The organism is Ensifer sp. GW821-FHT05G01 (assembly GCF_059419585.1).
This window is the reverse complement of the sequence record NZ_JBWKSC010000001.1, coordinates 1,173,230-1,189,862: the sequence shown is the minus strand read 5'-3', so window position 1 is coordinate 1,189,862 and position 16,633 is coordinate 1,173,230. Positions and strand designations below refer to the sequence as shown.

11 protein-coding genes are annotated in these 16,633 nt (G+C 60.0%); 3 read left to right on the top strand and 8 right to left on the bottom strand.

Annotated elements, in window-relative coordinates; genetic code table 11:
- The first annotated feature begins 217 nt into the window (after nucleotides 1-217).
- Nucleotides 218-799, top strand: a complete 582-nt coding sequence (locus AC07UR_RS05750; protein ID WP_077503977.1) for a LabA-like NYN domain-containing protein — start codon at nucleotides 218-220, stop codon at nucleotides 797-799.
- Between the two features lie 71 nt (nucleotides 800-870).
- On the opposite strand, the gene smpB is transcribed toward AC07UR_RS05750, so the two are convergent.
- A complete protein-coding gene (gene smpB / locus AC07UR_RS05745; protein ID WP_173419503.1) occupies nucleotides 871-1,350 on the bottom strand; it encodes an SsrA-binding protein SmpB in 480 nt (159 codons plus the stop codon).
- On the bottom strand, nucleotides 1,350-2,234 hold the full coding sequence (dapA, locus tag AC07UR_RS05740) for a 4-hydroxy-tetrahydrodipicolinate synthase (protein WP_173419502.1): 885 nt from the start codon (nucleotides 2,232-2,234) through the stop codon (nucleotides 1,350-1,352). Before dapA ends, smpB begins: the two co-directional genes overlap by 1 nt.
- A 296-nt stretch (nucleotides 2,235-2,530) precedes the next feature.
- Here dapA and AC07UR_RS05735 point away from each other — a divergent pair, with 296 nt between their 5' ends.
- Both AC07UR_RS05735 and AC07UR_RS05730 read left to right on the top strand, forming a co-directional pair.
- On the top strand, nucleotides 2,531-4,603 hold the full coding sequence (locus tag AC07UR_RS05735; protein WP_209786986.1) for a lytic transglycosylase domain-containing protein: 2,073 nt from the start codon (nucleotides 2,531-2,533) through the stop codon (nucleotides 4,601-4,603).
- 436 nt (nucleotides 4,604-5,039) lie between these two features.
- Complete coding sequence (locus AC07UR_RS05730) at nucleotides 5,040-5,936, top strand: alpha/beta fold hydrolase (protein ID WP_209786988.1); 897 nt, start codon at nucleotides 5,040-5,042, stop codon at nucleotides 5,934-5,936.
- A 112-nt stretch (nucleotides 5,937-6,048) separates the two neighbouring features.
- Here AC07UR_RS05730 and AC07UR_RS05725 read toward each other — a convergent pair whose 3' ends face one another.
- The 6 genes from AC07UR_RS05725 to AC07UR_RS05700 form a co-directional block, all read right to left on the bottom strand.
- Nucleotides 6,049-7,101, bottom strand: coding sequence for a porin (locus AC07UR_RS05725; protein ID WP_209786990.1), 1,053 nt, complete (start codon nucleotides 7,099-7,101; stop codon nucleotides 6,049-6,051).
- 1,533 nt (nucleotides 7,102-8,634) lie between these two features.
- A complete protein-coding gene (locus tag AC07UR_RS05720) occupies nucleotides 8,635-9,870 on the bottom strand; it encodes a helix-turn-helix domain-containing protein (RefSeq protein ID WP_412728305.1) in 1,236 nt (411 codons plus the stop codon).
- Nucleotides 9,871-10,235: 365 nt separating this feature from the next.
- Entirely contained in the window at nucleotides 10,236-11,279 is a 1,044-nt protein-coding gene (locus AC07UR_RS05715; protein WP_173419421.1) for an AI-2E family transporter, read from the bottom strand.
- Between the two features lie 178 nt (nucleotides 11,280-11,457).
- Complete coding sequence (locus tag AC07UR_RS05710) at nucleotides 11,458-11,955, bottom strand: DUF1269 domain-containing protein (protein WP_209786992.1); 498 nt, start codon at nucleotides 11,953-11,955, stop codon at nucleotides 11,458-11,460.
- 219 nt (nucleotides 11,956-12,174) lie between these two features.
- A complete protein-coding gene (locus AC07UR_RS05705) occupies nucleotides 12,175-15,264 on the bottom strand; it encodes an efflux RND transporter permease subunit (protein WP_209786994.1) in 3,090 nt (1,029 codons plus the stop codon).
- Nucleotides 15,261-16,367 (bottom strand): efflux RND transporter periplasmic adaptor subunit, encoded by a 1,107-nt coding sequence (locus AC07UR_RS05700; protein ID WP_209786997.1) that lies wholly within the window; start codon nucleotides 16,365-16,367, stop codon nucleotides 15,261-15,263. The genes AC07UR_RS05705 and AC07UR_RS05700 overlap by 4 nt, the downstream gene beginning before the upstream one ends.
- Nucleotides 16,368-16,633: the final 266 nt, after the last annotated feature.

Below are 16,633 nucleotides of genomic sequence, written 5' to 3'. Positions count from 1 at the left end.
AGACCGGAAACGTCTGGTAGAAACTGCAGACTTGCGATGTGGACGAACTGCAGCAACTGCTAAAACTAGCTATATTCGCGGGAAGCCGCTTGGAATAATGCAAGTGGTTAACTACATTATTTGCAATATCAGCAATTATTAATGTAATCGACGTATTTTCGCGCATTCGCCGAAGGGCCGCTTAGCCGAGCGAGATGCGCACTAAAAAGGAATAACGATGTTTGATCCACGCGAGAAGATCGCTCTTTTTATCGACGGCGCCAATCTCTACGCCGCATCGAAGAGCCTCGGTTTCGACATCGATTATCGCAAACTGCTCAAGGCATTTCAGAAACGCGGCTACTTGCTGCGCGCCTACTACTACACGGCTCTCATCGAGGACCAGGAATATTCTTCGATCCGTCCGCTGATCGACTGGCTGGACTACAACGGCTACAAGGTCGTGACCAAGCCGGCCAAGGAATTCACCGACTCGCTCGGCCGTCGCAAGATCAAGGGCAACATGGACATCGAACTCGCGATCGACGCCATGGAACAATCGGAAACCGTTGATCACCTGGTGATCTTCTCGGGCGATGGCGACTTCACCACGCTCGTCGAGGCGCTGCAGCGCAAGGGTCGAAAGGTCTCGGTCGTGTCGACGATGTCGACCCAGCCGCCAATGATCGCCGATGACCTGCGTCGCCAGGCCGATCACTTTATCGATCTCGTCACGCTGCGCGCGGAAATCGGCCGCGACCCGTCCGAGCGCACCCCCCGCCAGCATATCGAGCCAGTGGCAGACCCCGTCGAGATCTGAGCCCAACCCCACCACTCGCCAATCAGTAAAGAAAGAGCCACGTCCGCGCCGTGGCGAGCGCGGGGCTGCGTTCAGCCCCGGTCCTTGAGCAACCGGCTCTTCTGCCGGTTCCAATCGCGCTCCTTGGCGCTTTCGCGCTTGTCGTGCAACTTCTTGCCCTTGCCCAGCGCCAATTCAAGCTTGGCCCTGCCCTGATCGTTGAAATAGATCTTGAGCGGAATGAGCGACATGCCTTCACGGTTGACGGCGCCCTGCAGCCGGTTGACCTCGCGCTTGGACAGCAACAGCTTGCGCCGACGGCGAGGCTCGTGGTTGAAGCGGTTTGCCTGCAGGTATTCCGGCAGATAGGAATTGATCAGCCAGATCTCCCCGCCCTCGTCGGTGGCGTAGGATTCCGCAATATTTGCCTTGCCTTCGCGCAGCGACTTGACCTCGGTTCCGGTCAGAACCATACCGGCCTCGTAGGTATCGACGATCTCGTAGTTGAAGCGGGCCTTGCGGTTTTCCGCGACAATTTTCTTGACTGTGCGCTGGCTTCCCTTGGGTGCCATCAGTTCATCAATCCTGCATGCCTGAGCGCCGAATCGATTGCGGCTTCCGTTGCTGGCTCGAGTGTCGAAAGCAACGGCGAACGAACAGCGCGGCTCATGCGGCCGAGACGGTTCAGCGCGTACTTGGCGCCGCAAAGGCCAGGCTCCATGAAGATGGCCTTGTGCAGCGGCATCAACTTGTCTTGATAGTCCAGCGCCTTCGCATAGTCGCCGGCAAGCGTGGCCTGCTGGAATTCAGCACAAAGCCGCGGCGCGACGTTTGCCGTCACCGAGATGCAGCCGACGCCGCCATGGGCGTTGAAGCCGAGCGCCGTTGCGTCTTCGCCGGAAAGCTGGACGAAATCCTTGCCGCAGGCCATGCGCTGCTCGGATACGCGTTCGATCTTGCCGGTCGCATCCTTGACGCCAATGATCGTCGGGTAGGCCTTGGCGAGCGCAGCCATCGTTTCGACGCTCATGTCGACGACGGAACGGCCGGGGATATTATAGATGACGATCGGCAGCTTCACGCTTTCCGCGATCGCCGAAAAGTGGGCGAACAGGCCCTTCTGCGTCGGCTTGTTGTAGTAAGGCGTGACGACAAGCACCGCATCCGCACCCGCCTTTTCGGCATGTTGCGCAAGCTCGACGGCTTCGATGGTGTTGTTGGAGCCGGCGCCGGCAATCACGGGCACTCGCCCGGCGGCCGCCTTGATGCAGAGTTCGACGACCTGCTTGTGCTCGGAATGCGAAAGGGTCGGGGATTCGCCAGTCGTGCCGACGGGCACGAGGCCAGTGCTGCCCTCTTTTATCTGCCATTCCACATGCGCGACGAAACCTTCCGCATCCACAGCGCCCGCGGCGGTAAACGGTGTTACGAGAGCGGGAATGGAACCCTTGAACATGCACAACTCCTGACGGCTCAAAGACGCAAGCACACTCACGCTTTGGCCGTAATCGACGGTTAAAAAACTGCCGCACCATAATCATGTGAGGGGGCTGCGGCAAGCGCCGTGACACGGCATTTCATGCCGGTTTTCACGTAAAAGCTTGACGTTGAAGCCGTATAATCCTCGTCGCTTGCCATCCGGTACTAAGGCGCCCGGCGATGCAATTGCGATGATCGGTAAATCCCGGTAACCTTTCGTTAGGCAATCCGGCGGCAAATGAATGCGAGACACGGGGAAACACGGGGCTCTTGATGCGCGGATCAATTCTTCTGCCTGTCGCCGCCATGGTCGGCGCAGCGCTTCTGGCCTCGTCGGCCCTTTCTTCCGAGCCCCCGAACAAAGTGCCGGTACCAGGCGCCAAGCCGGCGATCTCTGACAAGGCTGGTCGCGTTTCCGGTAAGGACATCACCGGCGCGATCCACGCAACGCCATCGCCGATCCAAAGTGAGCTGAAACTCGGACTGGACGCGCTTTCCAACAAAAACCCGGCCACGGCAATCGCTGTTCGAAACCGCATGGCTGACGGCACGCTCGACCGTCACATTCTGACCTGGGCGATCGCCGTCTCGGGCCAACGCGGCATCCGCTCTTTCGAAATCGCCAGTGCCCAGCGCGAACTGCAGGGGTGGCCCGGCCTCAAATCGCTGCGTGCCAACTCCGAACGCGCTCTCTATCGCGAGAACCCGCAGGCAGTCGACGTTCTTGCGGCCTTCGGCCAGACACAGCCTGAAACCACGGAAGGCACGATCATTCTTGCCCGCGCGCTTGTGGCCCAGGGGCAAAGTGCGACGGCCGCCACGCGCTTGCGTGCGCTCTGGTTCAAGCAAGGGCTCGACAAGGATGTGGAGGCCCAGATCCTTTCCGAATTTTCGGGCCTGCTGACAGTCGCCGATCACAGACGGCGAATGGCGATGCTGCTTTATCGCAATCGCGTCGAGCAGGCGGAACGCTTCAGCGATCTTGGCAAGGCGCAGTCTCTCTATCGCGCCTGGGCGGCGGTCAACCGTGGCGGCACCAATGCCACGGCGCTGATATCGGCGGTGGACCCCTCTTGGCATAAGGACCCAGCCTACCTGTTTATCCGCATCGAGAACCTCCGCAAACAGGACAAGTATGCGGAGGCCGCCAAGCTGCTGGCGACGATGCCGAGCGACGAGGACGCGCTGATCAATCCCGGAGAGTGGTGGACCGAGCAGCGGATCATCAGCCGCGGGCTGCTGGACAAGGGGGATTTCCGCGGCGCCTATCAGGTCGCCGCCAACCACAGGGCAACCGAAGCGACCGATATCGTCGATGCGGAGTTTCATGCCGGCTGGTACGCACTGCGTGGCAAGGAAGACCCGGCTGCCGCCGCGCGGCATTTCCGACGCATTCTCGATGTTTCCACCAGACCGCTTTCCGCATCGCGCGCCTGGTACTGGCTTGGACGATCGGCGGAAGCCGGCGGACCGGGGAACGCCAAGGACTATTTCGCCAATGCCGCCCGGTTTCCAGGCACGTTCTACGGCCAGCTCGCGGCCGCACGGCTCGGACGCAAGGTGCTTAACGTGACCTATCCCGCGCCCTCAGCCGAAGACCGCGCCCGTTTCGAAAGCCGCGAGGCGGTTCGCGCCATCTCACGGCTCGAAACGGCAGGCCACGGCTGGCGCGCCGACAGCATCTACCGGGCATTGGCCGAGGAACTGACAAGCCCTGGCGAATTGGCCATCCTTTCGGCCCGCGCCGAAAAAACCCGCAATCACCAGCTTTCGCTTCAGATCGGCAAGACGGCCTTCGGCCGCGGCATCGACGTCGCAGCCCTCGCCTTTCCCGTCGGCGTCATCCCGCCGACCGCCAACATCGACGGCTCGGGCAAGGCGCTCGCCTATGCGATCGCCCGCCAGGAAAGCGCCTTCAATCCTGCGGCTGTCTCAACCGCCAACGCGCGCGGCCTGCTGCAGCTGCTGCCGGGAACCGCCAAAGGCGTGGCAAGCCGCTACGGTCTTGCCTATTCCAAGGACCGGTTGACGAGCGATGCCGGATACAACGCCACCCTTGGCGCGCATTATCTCGGAGAACAGATCAACAGCTTCGGCGGGTCCTACATTCTCACCTTCATCGCCTACAATGCCGGCCCGCGCCGCGTCCCGGACTGGCTCAGCCGCTATGGCGATCCCCGCGGCAAGCCAATCGACGAGGTCGTCGACTGGATCGAGCGCATCCCGTTCCAGGAGACGCGCAATTACGTCCAGCGCGTCATGGAAAACTACCAAGTCTACAAGGTGCGGCTCGGCCAAAATGCCGATATCGTTGAAGATCTCAGGATGGGACGTTCACCGTCCTAGCGACGTGAGACGGCAGCGAAGCCCCTGGTAAACGCCCGAGACGAGCGTGCACTCAAGCCACTGCGGCAAGACATCTGCGCAGTTAAGCGCGTCGCGATCGTTCAGATTCGCTTGGAGCGCTTTAAGTTCTTGTTTTTGCGCATGTCGTTATCGCAAAACCGCGGCACACTTTTGCGCGACATGCTCTAAAATTTACGCTGGCAAACTGCGGGAGCGCGATTTTTCACCCCCATGCTTACGCCTGTCGCACTGACAAAGGTCGCGGCATCACGACATGGCGACCCAAGCGCGGTCACTAAAGTTGTTCAAGCTCGAACGGGGTCACCGAAACAGCTCTACCTCTTTGTTTTTACAAATTTTCTGACGAAGAAGCTCTTCGCACTTTCCCCGAATGCGCTCTATTCTCTCTTTGACGATCAGAGGAAAGGCCAGAGCCATGCGGCAGGACGGTTTTAGCGAGCGCTATTTTTTATCGAACGACGGCTTGCGGCTCTACGCACGTATCTATGGCCACAAATCGCTCGAAGTTGGCGGTTCTTTACCCGTCGTGTGCCTTGCGGGCCTCACGCGCAACAGCCGCGACTTCCATTTCCTCGCACAACATCTTTCATCGCCGGTCGGTGGCTCGCGCACTGTCTTCTGCCTCGACTACCGCGGCCGTGGACAATCGGAGCGCGATCCGGACAAGAGCCACTACAGCATCCCCGTAGAAACGAACGACGTGATCACGGCCTGCCATACACTTGGAATTGAGAGAGCAGTTTTCATCGGCACGTCCCGCGGCGGATTGATCCTGCATCTGCTCGCGCAACAGACGCCGTCGCTCATTGCCGCCGTGGTGCTAAACGATATCGGCCCTGTGATCGAACGTGGTGGATTGCTGGCAATCCGCGACTACCTCAATAACGGTGGCAGACCGCAGACCTGGGAAGATGCGCCGGCTCATCTTCGAGCCTTGCACGGCACAGAGTTTCCGGCACTTGGCGAAATCGATTGGCGCGACATGGCGAACGCCATTTACCGCGATGAAAACGGATATCCAGTCCCGGACTTTGACCAGGCAATTGCGAAGCAGTTGCTACCGCTCGACGCCAGCACTCCCCTGCCCGATCTCTGGGAGCCCTTTCAGGCGCTCGGCCAATACCCTTTGTTACTCGTCCGAGGAGAAAACACACGGTTGCTGGCCGAAGAAACAGCCACCGAAATGCACCGTCGGCATCAGAAAATGACTTCCGTTACCGCACTTGGCCAGGGACACGCGCCACTGCTGCATGTCGGTGACCTCAAGCAAGACATCGCTGAATTTCTGGAGACTATTGTGCGCGGTGCTTAAACAGGGCCTGTGACATTCATCACAACGAAACGGCTCCACCGACCTTTGCGCAAAAACGAAAAAGCCCGGCTCGAAAGCCGGGCTTCTCTAATCTGACCGAGGTCAGATCAGATTAGAAGTCGCGCTGCAGGCGGACGAAACCAAAAACCTGGTCCTCAGAGCCACCGCCGACTTGATCTTCGTCTTCGTACTGAACCGACACGCGGGTCGCCAGACCTTCGGTGATCGCGTAGTCGAGGGTCACGCCAGCGCGCCACTTGTCGAGGCCGCTGTCGAAGCCGAAGTTGCCGTCGTTCAGATCGCCGAAGTACTGAGCACCGGGGGTGATCTTCAGCTTGTCGGTTGCCTTGAAGGCGTACGACGCAGCAACGGTCCACTCGGACTCAGCCCAGTAAGCGTTCGGGTCGGAAGCCCAGATACCAGCGAGCTGGAAGGTGCCCGGACCGAGGTCTGCCGAAAGCAGAGCGCGGATCGCGCCTTCTTCAAGTTCGGTGTCGAAGCCGCCGAGCAGGTCGAACGATACGCCGCCGACCGAAGCCGAAACGATACCTGCAACGCCAATGCCGTTAGCCTTGGTGGTAGCAGCTTCGAGTTCGTCGACAGAGATACCAGCCTGGAACGAGCCACCGTCATAGAGGTAGGCGATCGAGTTGAACTCGGTGTTGTTGCCGAGCGTGTCGGTTTCGCCGTTCAGACCCTTGTCCCACCAGCTGTAGAAGAAGCCGGCCTTGAGGCCGCCGAGCTGGATGTAGGCTTCATCAACGTCGATCAGGCTGTCAGCTTCGTCCTGGTCGGCATCAGCATTGAATTCAGCTGCGAAGAAGCCGGTGAGCGTGCCGTACTCGGTGTCGCTCTTGGCGTCGAACGAGATGTAAGCGCGCGAGAATGCATCCCAGTCAGAAGTTGCCTGGTTGCCGATGTCTTCCGGGTTCCACTTGCTCGTAACCTTGTCACGACCAAAGTCGGTCTGGAAGCGGATGAAGCCGCCGATCTTGAGGCAGGTTTCGGTGCCCGGGATGTAGAAGTAGCCAGTGCCGAAAGCGTCGCAAACGCGAACGTATTCCATGGGCTCCGGCTCGGCTGCGACGATTGCGTCGGCTGCCTGTGCGCCGGATACTGCTGCGAGAGCTGCAGCGGAGCCGAGAAGAAGGCTCTTGATGTTCATTTCTGACCTCCAGTCAAAAGTTTCAAACGGGTCTGGGTATTTTGCTGAAGGACAGCGTTCCCTGCCCCATCCCCAACGTTCAAGAAGTCGGACGATCAACCGCCCTTGCTTCCGGAGTTGAAAATACAAGACGCGGTCATCGGCGCAACGTCCAACTGGCGAGATCGCGTGCTTTGCATCGCCCTTCGCAGAACCCTGTTGCTGAAACGACACAAAATCGCCGCAGGCGGCCCGAGGAAATTAACAAAGGATTAAGAAAGCCCTTTATTCCCTGGGGTTTAGCCTGTGCGAAAGGAAGGCGGCCTGTTTCAGAAAGAGGCAGAATGCGGCCGAAATTGAGGGGAAAGGCCGATCCGGGCTGCAATTTGGCGGGAATAACCCCTGTGCTGCGTCGTCCCATTTTTCTGAATCGAGCTTGCCGAAGGCTCCCGCCGCGACCGAATTCCCAAGAATCAAACGCGAGATTCGCTGGCAACCGTTCGCAACGTCCGATTCTCGATCGGAAGAAACGGGCTCACCGAAAGAAAAGATTCGCGAAGACGAACGCATCGGGCACCAGGAAATCACGCCAGCTGATGATCGAGCGGATCCATACGAGACGTCCGGGATGCGTCGAAGCGAAAAACCGATAACTGATATCAATCCTTATGAATCAGAACCCATATGCCGATGGGCATAATTTTCCATGGCTGGTTCTGGAGCTTTTGCCATGCGTGGCGGCAGTGCTCGACCACGATGAGATTTGCCGATCTATGCCAGCCGCCTGGTCCATGATGAGGGCAGCATGGGCATTGTCGGCGACATGGCGGGATATATCTCGATCAGATGCTGGTTCATGGCGCGGGTATCACACCAAGGCATGACCAGGGCTGCCGCCTTGCCGTACCTCGGGCAGGTCACGCCGACGATGTAGGCGGAACTCCTCCCATAGCCACTGCGCCAGATCACATGGACGCCAATGGGCAACGCCCCCCCCGAGATAAGGTGTGGGGTTGCGTTCGATGGCTTGAGCCAAAGCCGCACGCTGAGCATCGTTCAACAGCGACGACTTGCCGGGAGCTTTGCCGTTGATCACCCCGTCGAGACCGGATGCCTTGCAGAGCACCACACAGTCACGCACGAACTGCAGGGGCACACTGCCCAATCGGGTGGCATTTGAGCGCGAACCGCCGGCATCGATCGAGGCAAGCGCCAAGAGCCAACGAGCTTGGCTGGCATCCCAGGGTCATTGGAGATCATACCCGCCGCTTCCCCTCAAGCTTCTTTACGCAGATGCAGCCAAGCGGGATCTCGCGTCGGCGTCGAACACCGCCTCCACAAGAGGCTGAAGAATCGGGCTGAGACGTCCGGCCCCTGAGCCGATGACGTGAGCGGATGAGGAAATGATTGACGTCGCCGTGGCAGCTTCAACGTTTCGTGTCGATCCATGGCCCGATCGCCAAGGTCTTCCACCGTTTCCGCCACGAGATTCCACCTCGCACGTGCCTATTCAATGCCTCGGGCACCACCGAGGTCGGCGACCTTCGTTTCAGGTTACCCCTGCAATCGGCGCAAAAGCACACCCAGTCGCTCTGCTGACGGGCAATCCTCAAGGAACCGCCGAATGGGGATGCCACCTCCGCCTCGGTTTCTCACCTCGCTCGGGCTGGAGCCAAAGGCGCGCTTGAATGCGCGGCTGAACTCCGCCCCGTCGCTGAAACCACGCTCTTCAGCGATCTGGAAGATGAGGCGCCGATCGTTGGGATCGGTCAGCGCCGCACAGGCGCTGAGCAGCCGGCGGTGCTGAATAAAATGCATCACCCCGCCGAAGGGCTCGAAAAGGTTGTAGAGCCGCGTGCGCGAAATGCCGAGCTCCCTGCGCACCATCTCGCAACCGAGTTTCGGGTCGAGCAACCGGCTTTGTATCAGTTGCCGCGCCCTTTCGAGAAGGACGTTGGCGATCGGCCCCTCCGCCGCTTCGATATGCTCGGCGGATGGCGATACACAAGCAAGGATCATCGCGCGCGTGGCTGCGACAAGTCCAGGAAGATCGGCCTCGGTGAGCATCGGCAGACGCTTGGCCACATCGACAAGATAGTCCGAGAACAACCGCCCCATGCCGGTCCCTGCTGCGGAAAACTCTGCCGAGCCAAGGATGGCCGCCGTCTCAAGGGAATGATCACGCGGCACAAAAAGCATGAGCATCTGGCTTTTATCGACCACACCGGCAAAGGAGCGACCAAGCGAATGAATCTGCACTTCTCCCGGACCCGCCGTAAAGGCACGCCTTGCTGCGTCGGTCCGGATCGATCCGGACAGCAGGACGGTCATTGTCCAGTGGTCGACGGGATCCCGTCGAACATGCCCGGGCAGGCTGGAAAATGCGAGGCGGTCAGTGCTGATTTCTGCAAGGACAAGACTGCCAAGGTCCCAGAGTTTCTGTCGCCCCTGGAAGTCGCTGGTCGTTTCGTCGACCTCGGCTAATTCAAGCATGGGCGAGAAGCTGTTGCGCCACGCGGCAAACTGATCCGATCGTGGCAGGCCAGCAGTCGAAAATTCAAAGGACGGTAAAAACTGTGCCCTCTTCTTCACCGGTTTCGCGCTAACCGTTTCGCGAGCGGAGATCTCGTGCCGCTTGTCGTCACGTCGTCTTTCAAGCAATGGGGCATACGTCATGGCATCTTCAGTTGTCATCGCGTCACCTTCCAGTTGACCGATGGCAGGAAGCGATCGGCCGCAGAATGTCGAAGAGCTGTCGATTACTGAAAAACAAGTTGTCTTTGTCCCCACCCCCGGCGACCCATCATGGTGCTGCAGCCAATTTTCGCCCGCCTCATGAGCGGGGTTGGTACGCAGCCTGCCAGCCTGGCATTTTACACCATCGATTTCGGCTTATCGTGCTGAGGTCATCGAGCCGGCTGTTTGCTTTCCGCGGGTGTCTAAGGCGATTTTTCATCTACCCACGACAGATATCCCCGCTAGGCATTCAGCCGACGTCTGCGCATGTTGGACGTGGCCCTCTCCGGCAGTCGTTTTGCCTCCCACCTGCAATCTAACCCTTTCAGCCGCGCACCTCAACCGTCAGATGCAAGGTCACTTTATTAGCGTCGCCACAGGGTGGCTTTGTTCGCGACAGATCGATCGCCCGCGCGCCTTCACGACCCACTGTCCGTTGCGACCTTTGAACTGCTCGACAGTAATGTCGCGATCCACTTTCCCGACGGCGTGCCCGCGCAATAGACGATGAACGCTATCAGCATCGGCACGCCGATGAAGGCACCCGCGATGCCCCACATGAAACTCCAGAAAAACACCGCGAAAATGACGGCAAACGGGGAAATTGACAGCGAAGCTCCAGTCAGCCTCGGCTCAAGGTAGCTGCCGATGATGAATTGAATGACGTTGAGGCTCGCAAAGATGACCGCCGCGGTCTGCCATGAGTCAAATTGGGCGATGGCGAACAGTGTCGGGAGCGCCGTGGCAACAAACGGCCCGAGAAAAGGGATGTAGTTGAGAGCAAATGCGATCGCGCCCCACGCCGTGGCAAGCTCAAGTCCCGCGCCCAACGCAAAGAGCCAGACCACCAATCCGGTGAGAATGCTGGCAAACGTCCGGACGATCATGAAGCGGCGCAGCTTTGCTCCGATCACCCGGTTGGCCGCCAGGATGCGCATTCCGTAAGGCTGAGCGGCGGGCACGAGCAGGCGCGCATTGAAATCTTCAACCTCGAGCAGGCCGAGCATGATGAAGATGAAGACCAGCAAGGTGAAACCGGCGAAGCTGTTTACTCGCCCGGCCATTCCCTGCACAAAGCGAACCAGCCAAGTGACATCGAAACGGTCTGCCAAAGGGCCAGCGACGGCGACGCCGTGCCCTTCCAGCCACGTTGTCCAGTCGACATAGATCGCCTGGAAGCGGTCAGCGTTGACGAAGAGCCACTGAGCAAGCTTGCCGAACCCCCACGCCACCGAAGACCCGATGACGACGATGACGACCATGGTTGCGACAAGTGTGATCAGAAGGGCCAGAAGCTTTGGCAACCAGCGCTGTAAAGCGGCCTGAATCGGCCAGACCAGTGCAATGGTCAGCAAGGAAAAGATGAGTGGCGCAAAAATGGATTGCGCGAAATAGAGCAAAGCAAGCACCAGGATACCGGTCGTTACCGAACCGATCGCGCGACCACCACCTGCTTCTACCATACCCGCCCCTAGAAATTGTCCCAATTTCCCGAGTTCCGCTTCAAGGAACCGGGAACTGGTCGTCGCACGTGCCTCCCCGGAGAGCCCGCGCGGCGCCACAGAAATCCCGTCCCGCGAGAAGCGCGCCAGTGTCCTGACCCGATCCCGCGGAACGCGCGATATATTCGATCAATGAAAACTAGCCGGCCGCGGCGGCCTTTTCCAGCGCGTCGCGCAAGACCTGTTCCTTCGTTTCGTCGAGCGAGGTCTTGAGCACGACACCGCCATAGGGCGCCAATTCCTTCAGCACCTTGTCCGCTGTCATCTCCTTGATCAGCACGAACAGCGCCCCTTTGCCGGGCTGAAGATTGGCGGCGAGATCCTTCATGAAGGCATCGTTGATACCGACGTCGGTCAATGCGCCACCAATGGCGCCGGATGCAGCGCCGACCGCAACGCCCACCAGGGGATTGAGAAACAGAACACCAATCAGAAGCCCCCAGAAACTCCCCGACGCTGCGCCGGCGGCGGTCATGTTGACCATCTGGTTCAACTTGATCTTACCGCCCTCAGTCTTCGTGGCGATGACAGCATCCCCGACCTTGATCAAGTATTCCTTCTGCAACTCGAACAAGCGCTGGCGCACTTCCTCGGCTTTCGCTTCGGTTGGGTAAACAACTGCAATCAAGTCCGACATGGTTACTCCCCTTGAACAACACTCTTAAAAGAAACACTGAAATCAAATCATAACCGGGAATGTATCGACGGAATTAGCATAAAATCCCGTGGCTTAGCATTGCGTCTCTTTCTCTTGCCCTCGCGGCTGCGGCCCCGGCGCTCATCGCGCCGGGCACAAACGGAAAAACCGACGGAGGGTTCATACCCACGCCAAGGCCGGGCAACATCCCACTTACCGTCACGCCCCGGCCGCAACCGGCTCAGCCGTGGCAGGCTCTGCCTTTTCGGGCTCAGCTTCGGCGGGAATGCGAAACCACAAGACGTAGAGCACCGGCAGGAAGATCAGTGTCAGCGCCGCAGCCACCACCAGACCGCCGATGACGGTAAAGGCGAGAGGCGACCAGAACGGATCGCGGATGATCGGCAGCATACCGAGGACGGTCGAACCTGCCGTCAGGAAGACCGGCCGCAGACGCTGCCCGGTGACATCGATGACGCTCTGCCACGTCCGGCCTCGCTCTTCGATCGCAAGGTCGATCTGATCGATCAGCACCACGGAGTTTCTGGTGATCATGCCAATGAGTGCGATCATCCCGAGAACGGCGATGAAGCCCACCGGGGTATTCGTCACCAGCATGATCAACACCACGCCGATCAGGCCCAAAGGTACGACGCTGACGACGAGCAGCAGACGCTGAACGCTCTGCAGTTGGAACATGAGTACGATCAGGATGATCACACCCATCACCGGAAGCATCTCGACGACTGAGGCCAACCCATCGTCTGCGCCTTCGACCGCACCGCCGACCTCGATCAGGTAGCGCGGGTTGGCCTGGCGCAACTCCTCGATCTTGCCTGCCGCGGCCTCAACGACACTGGCAGCTGTCACGCCCGCGGCCGTGTCTGCCTGGACGGTGATGTTGGTTGAGCTGTCGTGACGCCAGATGATGGGCTGTGTCGTCTGGTACTCGATCGTGGCGATGCTGGAGAGCGGCACCGTATGATTGGGGCCGACCGGGATCTGCAACGACCGGATTGTGCCGATATCGACGCGCTCCTCCTCCGTCGCCCTGGCGACGACGTTGATGAGGTAGATCGAGTCCCGCACCTGTGTGATCGGAAGGCCGGATGCCGTCGCAAACAGGGTCTGCGCAATCACGGAGGAATTAAGCCCCACCAGTCGAGCGCGGTCCTGGTCGACATTGATGACAATCTTGCGGATCGGTTCATTCCAGTCGAGATTGGGCTGGACCACACCAGGCACTTTGCTAAGCGCATCGGCAAGCTGCCAGGCGACTTGGCGGACACCGGGAATGTCCGGCCCGATCACGCGGTATTGAACGGGCCAACCGACCGGAGGACCCATTTCGAGCGGCGACAGGCGCACCAGGATGTCCGGCAGCCTTTCTTCGAGCGCCTCCTGCAGGCGCGCCTGCAGCGCCTCGCGTGCGCCGACGCTTTTGGCGATTACAACGGCCTGGGCGCGGGACGGCGCGGGAGGCTGCAGCGCCATCGACAGAAAGAAGCGCACCGGATCGGAACCAACGTAAAAGCTCCAGTCTGCCACATCCTCGTCGGCGGCGAGAATCTCCTCGGCCTTCGACACGTACTCGGCAGTGGCCTCCTGCGACGCGCTCTGCGGCAGGGTCAGTTGCAGGATGAGCTCTGGCCTGTCGGACGGCGGAAAGAACTGCCGCTTCATGGCCGACGATCCGATCAGCGCCGCCACGAACATTGCGACAGTGGCAAGGACCACGACGAGCCGCATCTTCATGCAGGTATGCAGGAGGTTCTTGAAGCCACGGAGCAGCGCGCCATCGGGCTTGGGACCGGTTGCAGTTCCCGATTTAAGTACGGCAAGGCCGACGATCGGGGTCAAAAGCACGGCCACCAGCCAGGAGACGACGAGCGCGAAGCCGATCACCAGGAACAGCGATCGTGCATATTCGCCCGAAGAGCTGCTTGCAAAGCCGACCGGAATAAAGCCGGCGATTGTCACCAGCGTGCCGGCAAGCATCGGAAATGCGGTTGACGTATAGGCATGAGAGGCCGCCTGAATGCGCTCATAGCCCTGCTCGAGCTTCGCCATCATCGTCTCGACGGTCACCATGGTGTCGTCGATCATCAGCGTCAAAGCGATGATCAGTGCGCCGAGCGAGACGCGCTGCAGGGCGATGCCGGCAATATCCATGAACAGGAAGGTCAATGCGAGGACAAGCGGAATTGAGACGGCAACCGCGATGCCGGCGCGCACGCCAAGCGCGAGGAAGCTGACGCCGAGAACGATGACGACCGCCTGGCCCAGTGATGTGGTGAAGCCACGAATAGCGGTCTTGACCACGGTTGGCTGGCTCGCCACGTGCGTCAGGTTGATGCCGATCGGCAAATCGTTCTCCAGCTCTCGCATCGTTGCATCGATGTTATGGCCGAGTTGCAGGATGTCTCCACCCGACGCCATGGAAATGGCGATGCCGATTGCCGGCTTGCCCTTGACGCGAAAGCTTGGCTGGGGCGGGTTCACCGTTCCCCGCACGACGCTGGCGATATCGCCCAGCCGCACGAAACCGGATGTCGTCGGGATGTTCAACTGGCGGATGGTGGTCTCGTCGGCAAGGCTGCCGGACACCTGAAGGATGGTCCGATCCTGCGGGGACGTTATGAGCCCTGCAGGCAGGACCGCGTTCTGCGCTTGGATCGTACCGATCACCGTCGCGGCGCTGAGGCCGAGGCTTGCCAGCCGCTCGGTCGAGAATTCGATGTAAATCGTCTCGTCCTGCGTGCCGATCAGCTGGACCTTGCCTATATTTTCGAGCTTGAGCAGGCGATTGCGCGCCTCATAGGCCCAATCGCGCACTTCGCGATCACTGAAACCGTCCGAGGTGAGGCCGTAGATGATGCCGAACGTATCGCCGAAATCATCGTTGAAGAATGGCCCACGCACGCCAGCCGGCAGCGTCGACACCATGTCGCCGACCTTCTTTCGGGCCTGATACCAGGATTCGCCCACCTGATCGGGCGGCGTCGCATCGTCGAGCGTGACATAGATGACCGACTGGCCTGCCGTTGTCATGCTGCGCAAATTGTCGAGGTTCGGTACTTCTTCAAGCGTCCGCTCCAGGCGGTCGGTAATCTGGTCGATGGTTTGCTCGATCGTCCCGCCCGGCCACGCCGCGGAAACGATCATCGTCTTGAATGTGAACTCCGGGTCTTCGTCGCGCCCCAGGTTGATATAGGCAAGAATGCCCGCAAGAGCGCTTAAAAGCACGAGAAAGATGATAAGGCTCTGCCGCTGGATCGCCCAGCCCGATAGATTGAAGCCCTCGTTCATTCTGCGCTTCCTTCAAGCAAGCGGACAGGCATGCCGGGACGAAGCTGCTGCACCCCGGCAACGACGACGTTGTCTCCGCTTGAAAGGCCCTTGGTCACGAGGAAATCCTTCGTGTCGAAACGATGCACCTCGACCGGCACAAGCTTGGTCGTCTTGCTTGCGTCGTCGACGATCCAGACGGCGCTCTGGTTGCCCTCGCTGAACAGCGCCGAGATCGGCAGCCGGGCGGCCGGCTCGCCGGAAAGCCGGATCGAACCGCGCACGGCACTACCGAAACGGAATTCATCCGGCGCAGTGTCCAGCCCGACGCGCACCGTGAAGTTGCGCGTAATTGGATCGGCTGTCGGCGAGATCTCCCGAACCGTTCCCGTTGCCTTGATGTTGGGGTTGCTCAGCAATTGCACGTTGACGCGTGCGTCGCCTCCGGTGGACTGGATCGTGGCCTCGGGCACCTGGAAGACAGCATCGCGTGTTCCAAGCTGCGCAACGCGCACCACCATCTGCCCACCGCCGACAACCTGCCCCACTTCGCCTCCGACCGCGGTGACGACGCCGGCAGCGTTTGCCTTCAGTATGCGGTTGTCGAGATTGGTCTGGGCGATCCGCAGGCCAGCTTGCGCGGCGTCGACACCAGCCTGTGCCATGCTCGCCCGAGCCGTGGCCGCTTCCAGGACCTGCCGGGTCGTGGTGCGCGGGTAAAGTTGCTGCTGGCGGGCCCGGTCGGCCTCGGCATTCTGGAACTGAGCCTCGGCCGAGAACAGGTTCGCTTCGGCCTTGCGCACCGCGTCCTGCGCATCCTCGGGATCAAGGCGCGCGAGAACGGCCCCGACATCGACAAGGTCGCCGACCTCAACGTCGCGCTCCCGGATTTCGCCGCCCTGCCGGAAGCTGAAGCTGGTTTCGGTGCGTGGCCGAATCTCGCCGACAAGCGATCCGTACGTATCTTCGGGATTGAACGAAACGGCCACCGTTTTGACGGGTCGTGGCGGCCGCTCTCCGACGTCGTCCTCGCCCTGGCAGCCGATCAGGAAAAAGGCAGCCAGCACCGCGGCAGACACTCCGAACGCAGCGCGAGATCTCGATGCAGCAGGACGTATTTTCATGCGCTATTTCCCCGGATGCTTTACGGGCGCGACGGTTCGCCGCCACGCGTGGATGATTGAAGAAATAAAATAAAACCAATTGGATAATGGCGTTTCATAGAACTGGATGCGTCATGTCTTACGAGGTGAGCGTTGAAACCGATCGACGATTGAGGTCGCAGCAGAGGGCCGGAGCCGGCGATCACCCGCGCCAAGAAAGATCTGGCCCGCAGCGCCGCATTTGCAAAGGAACGGGGCAGCGAGAAACCGCGCCCGTCGTTCATCAA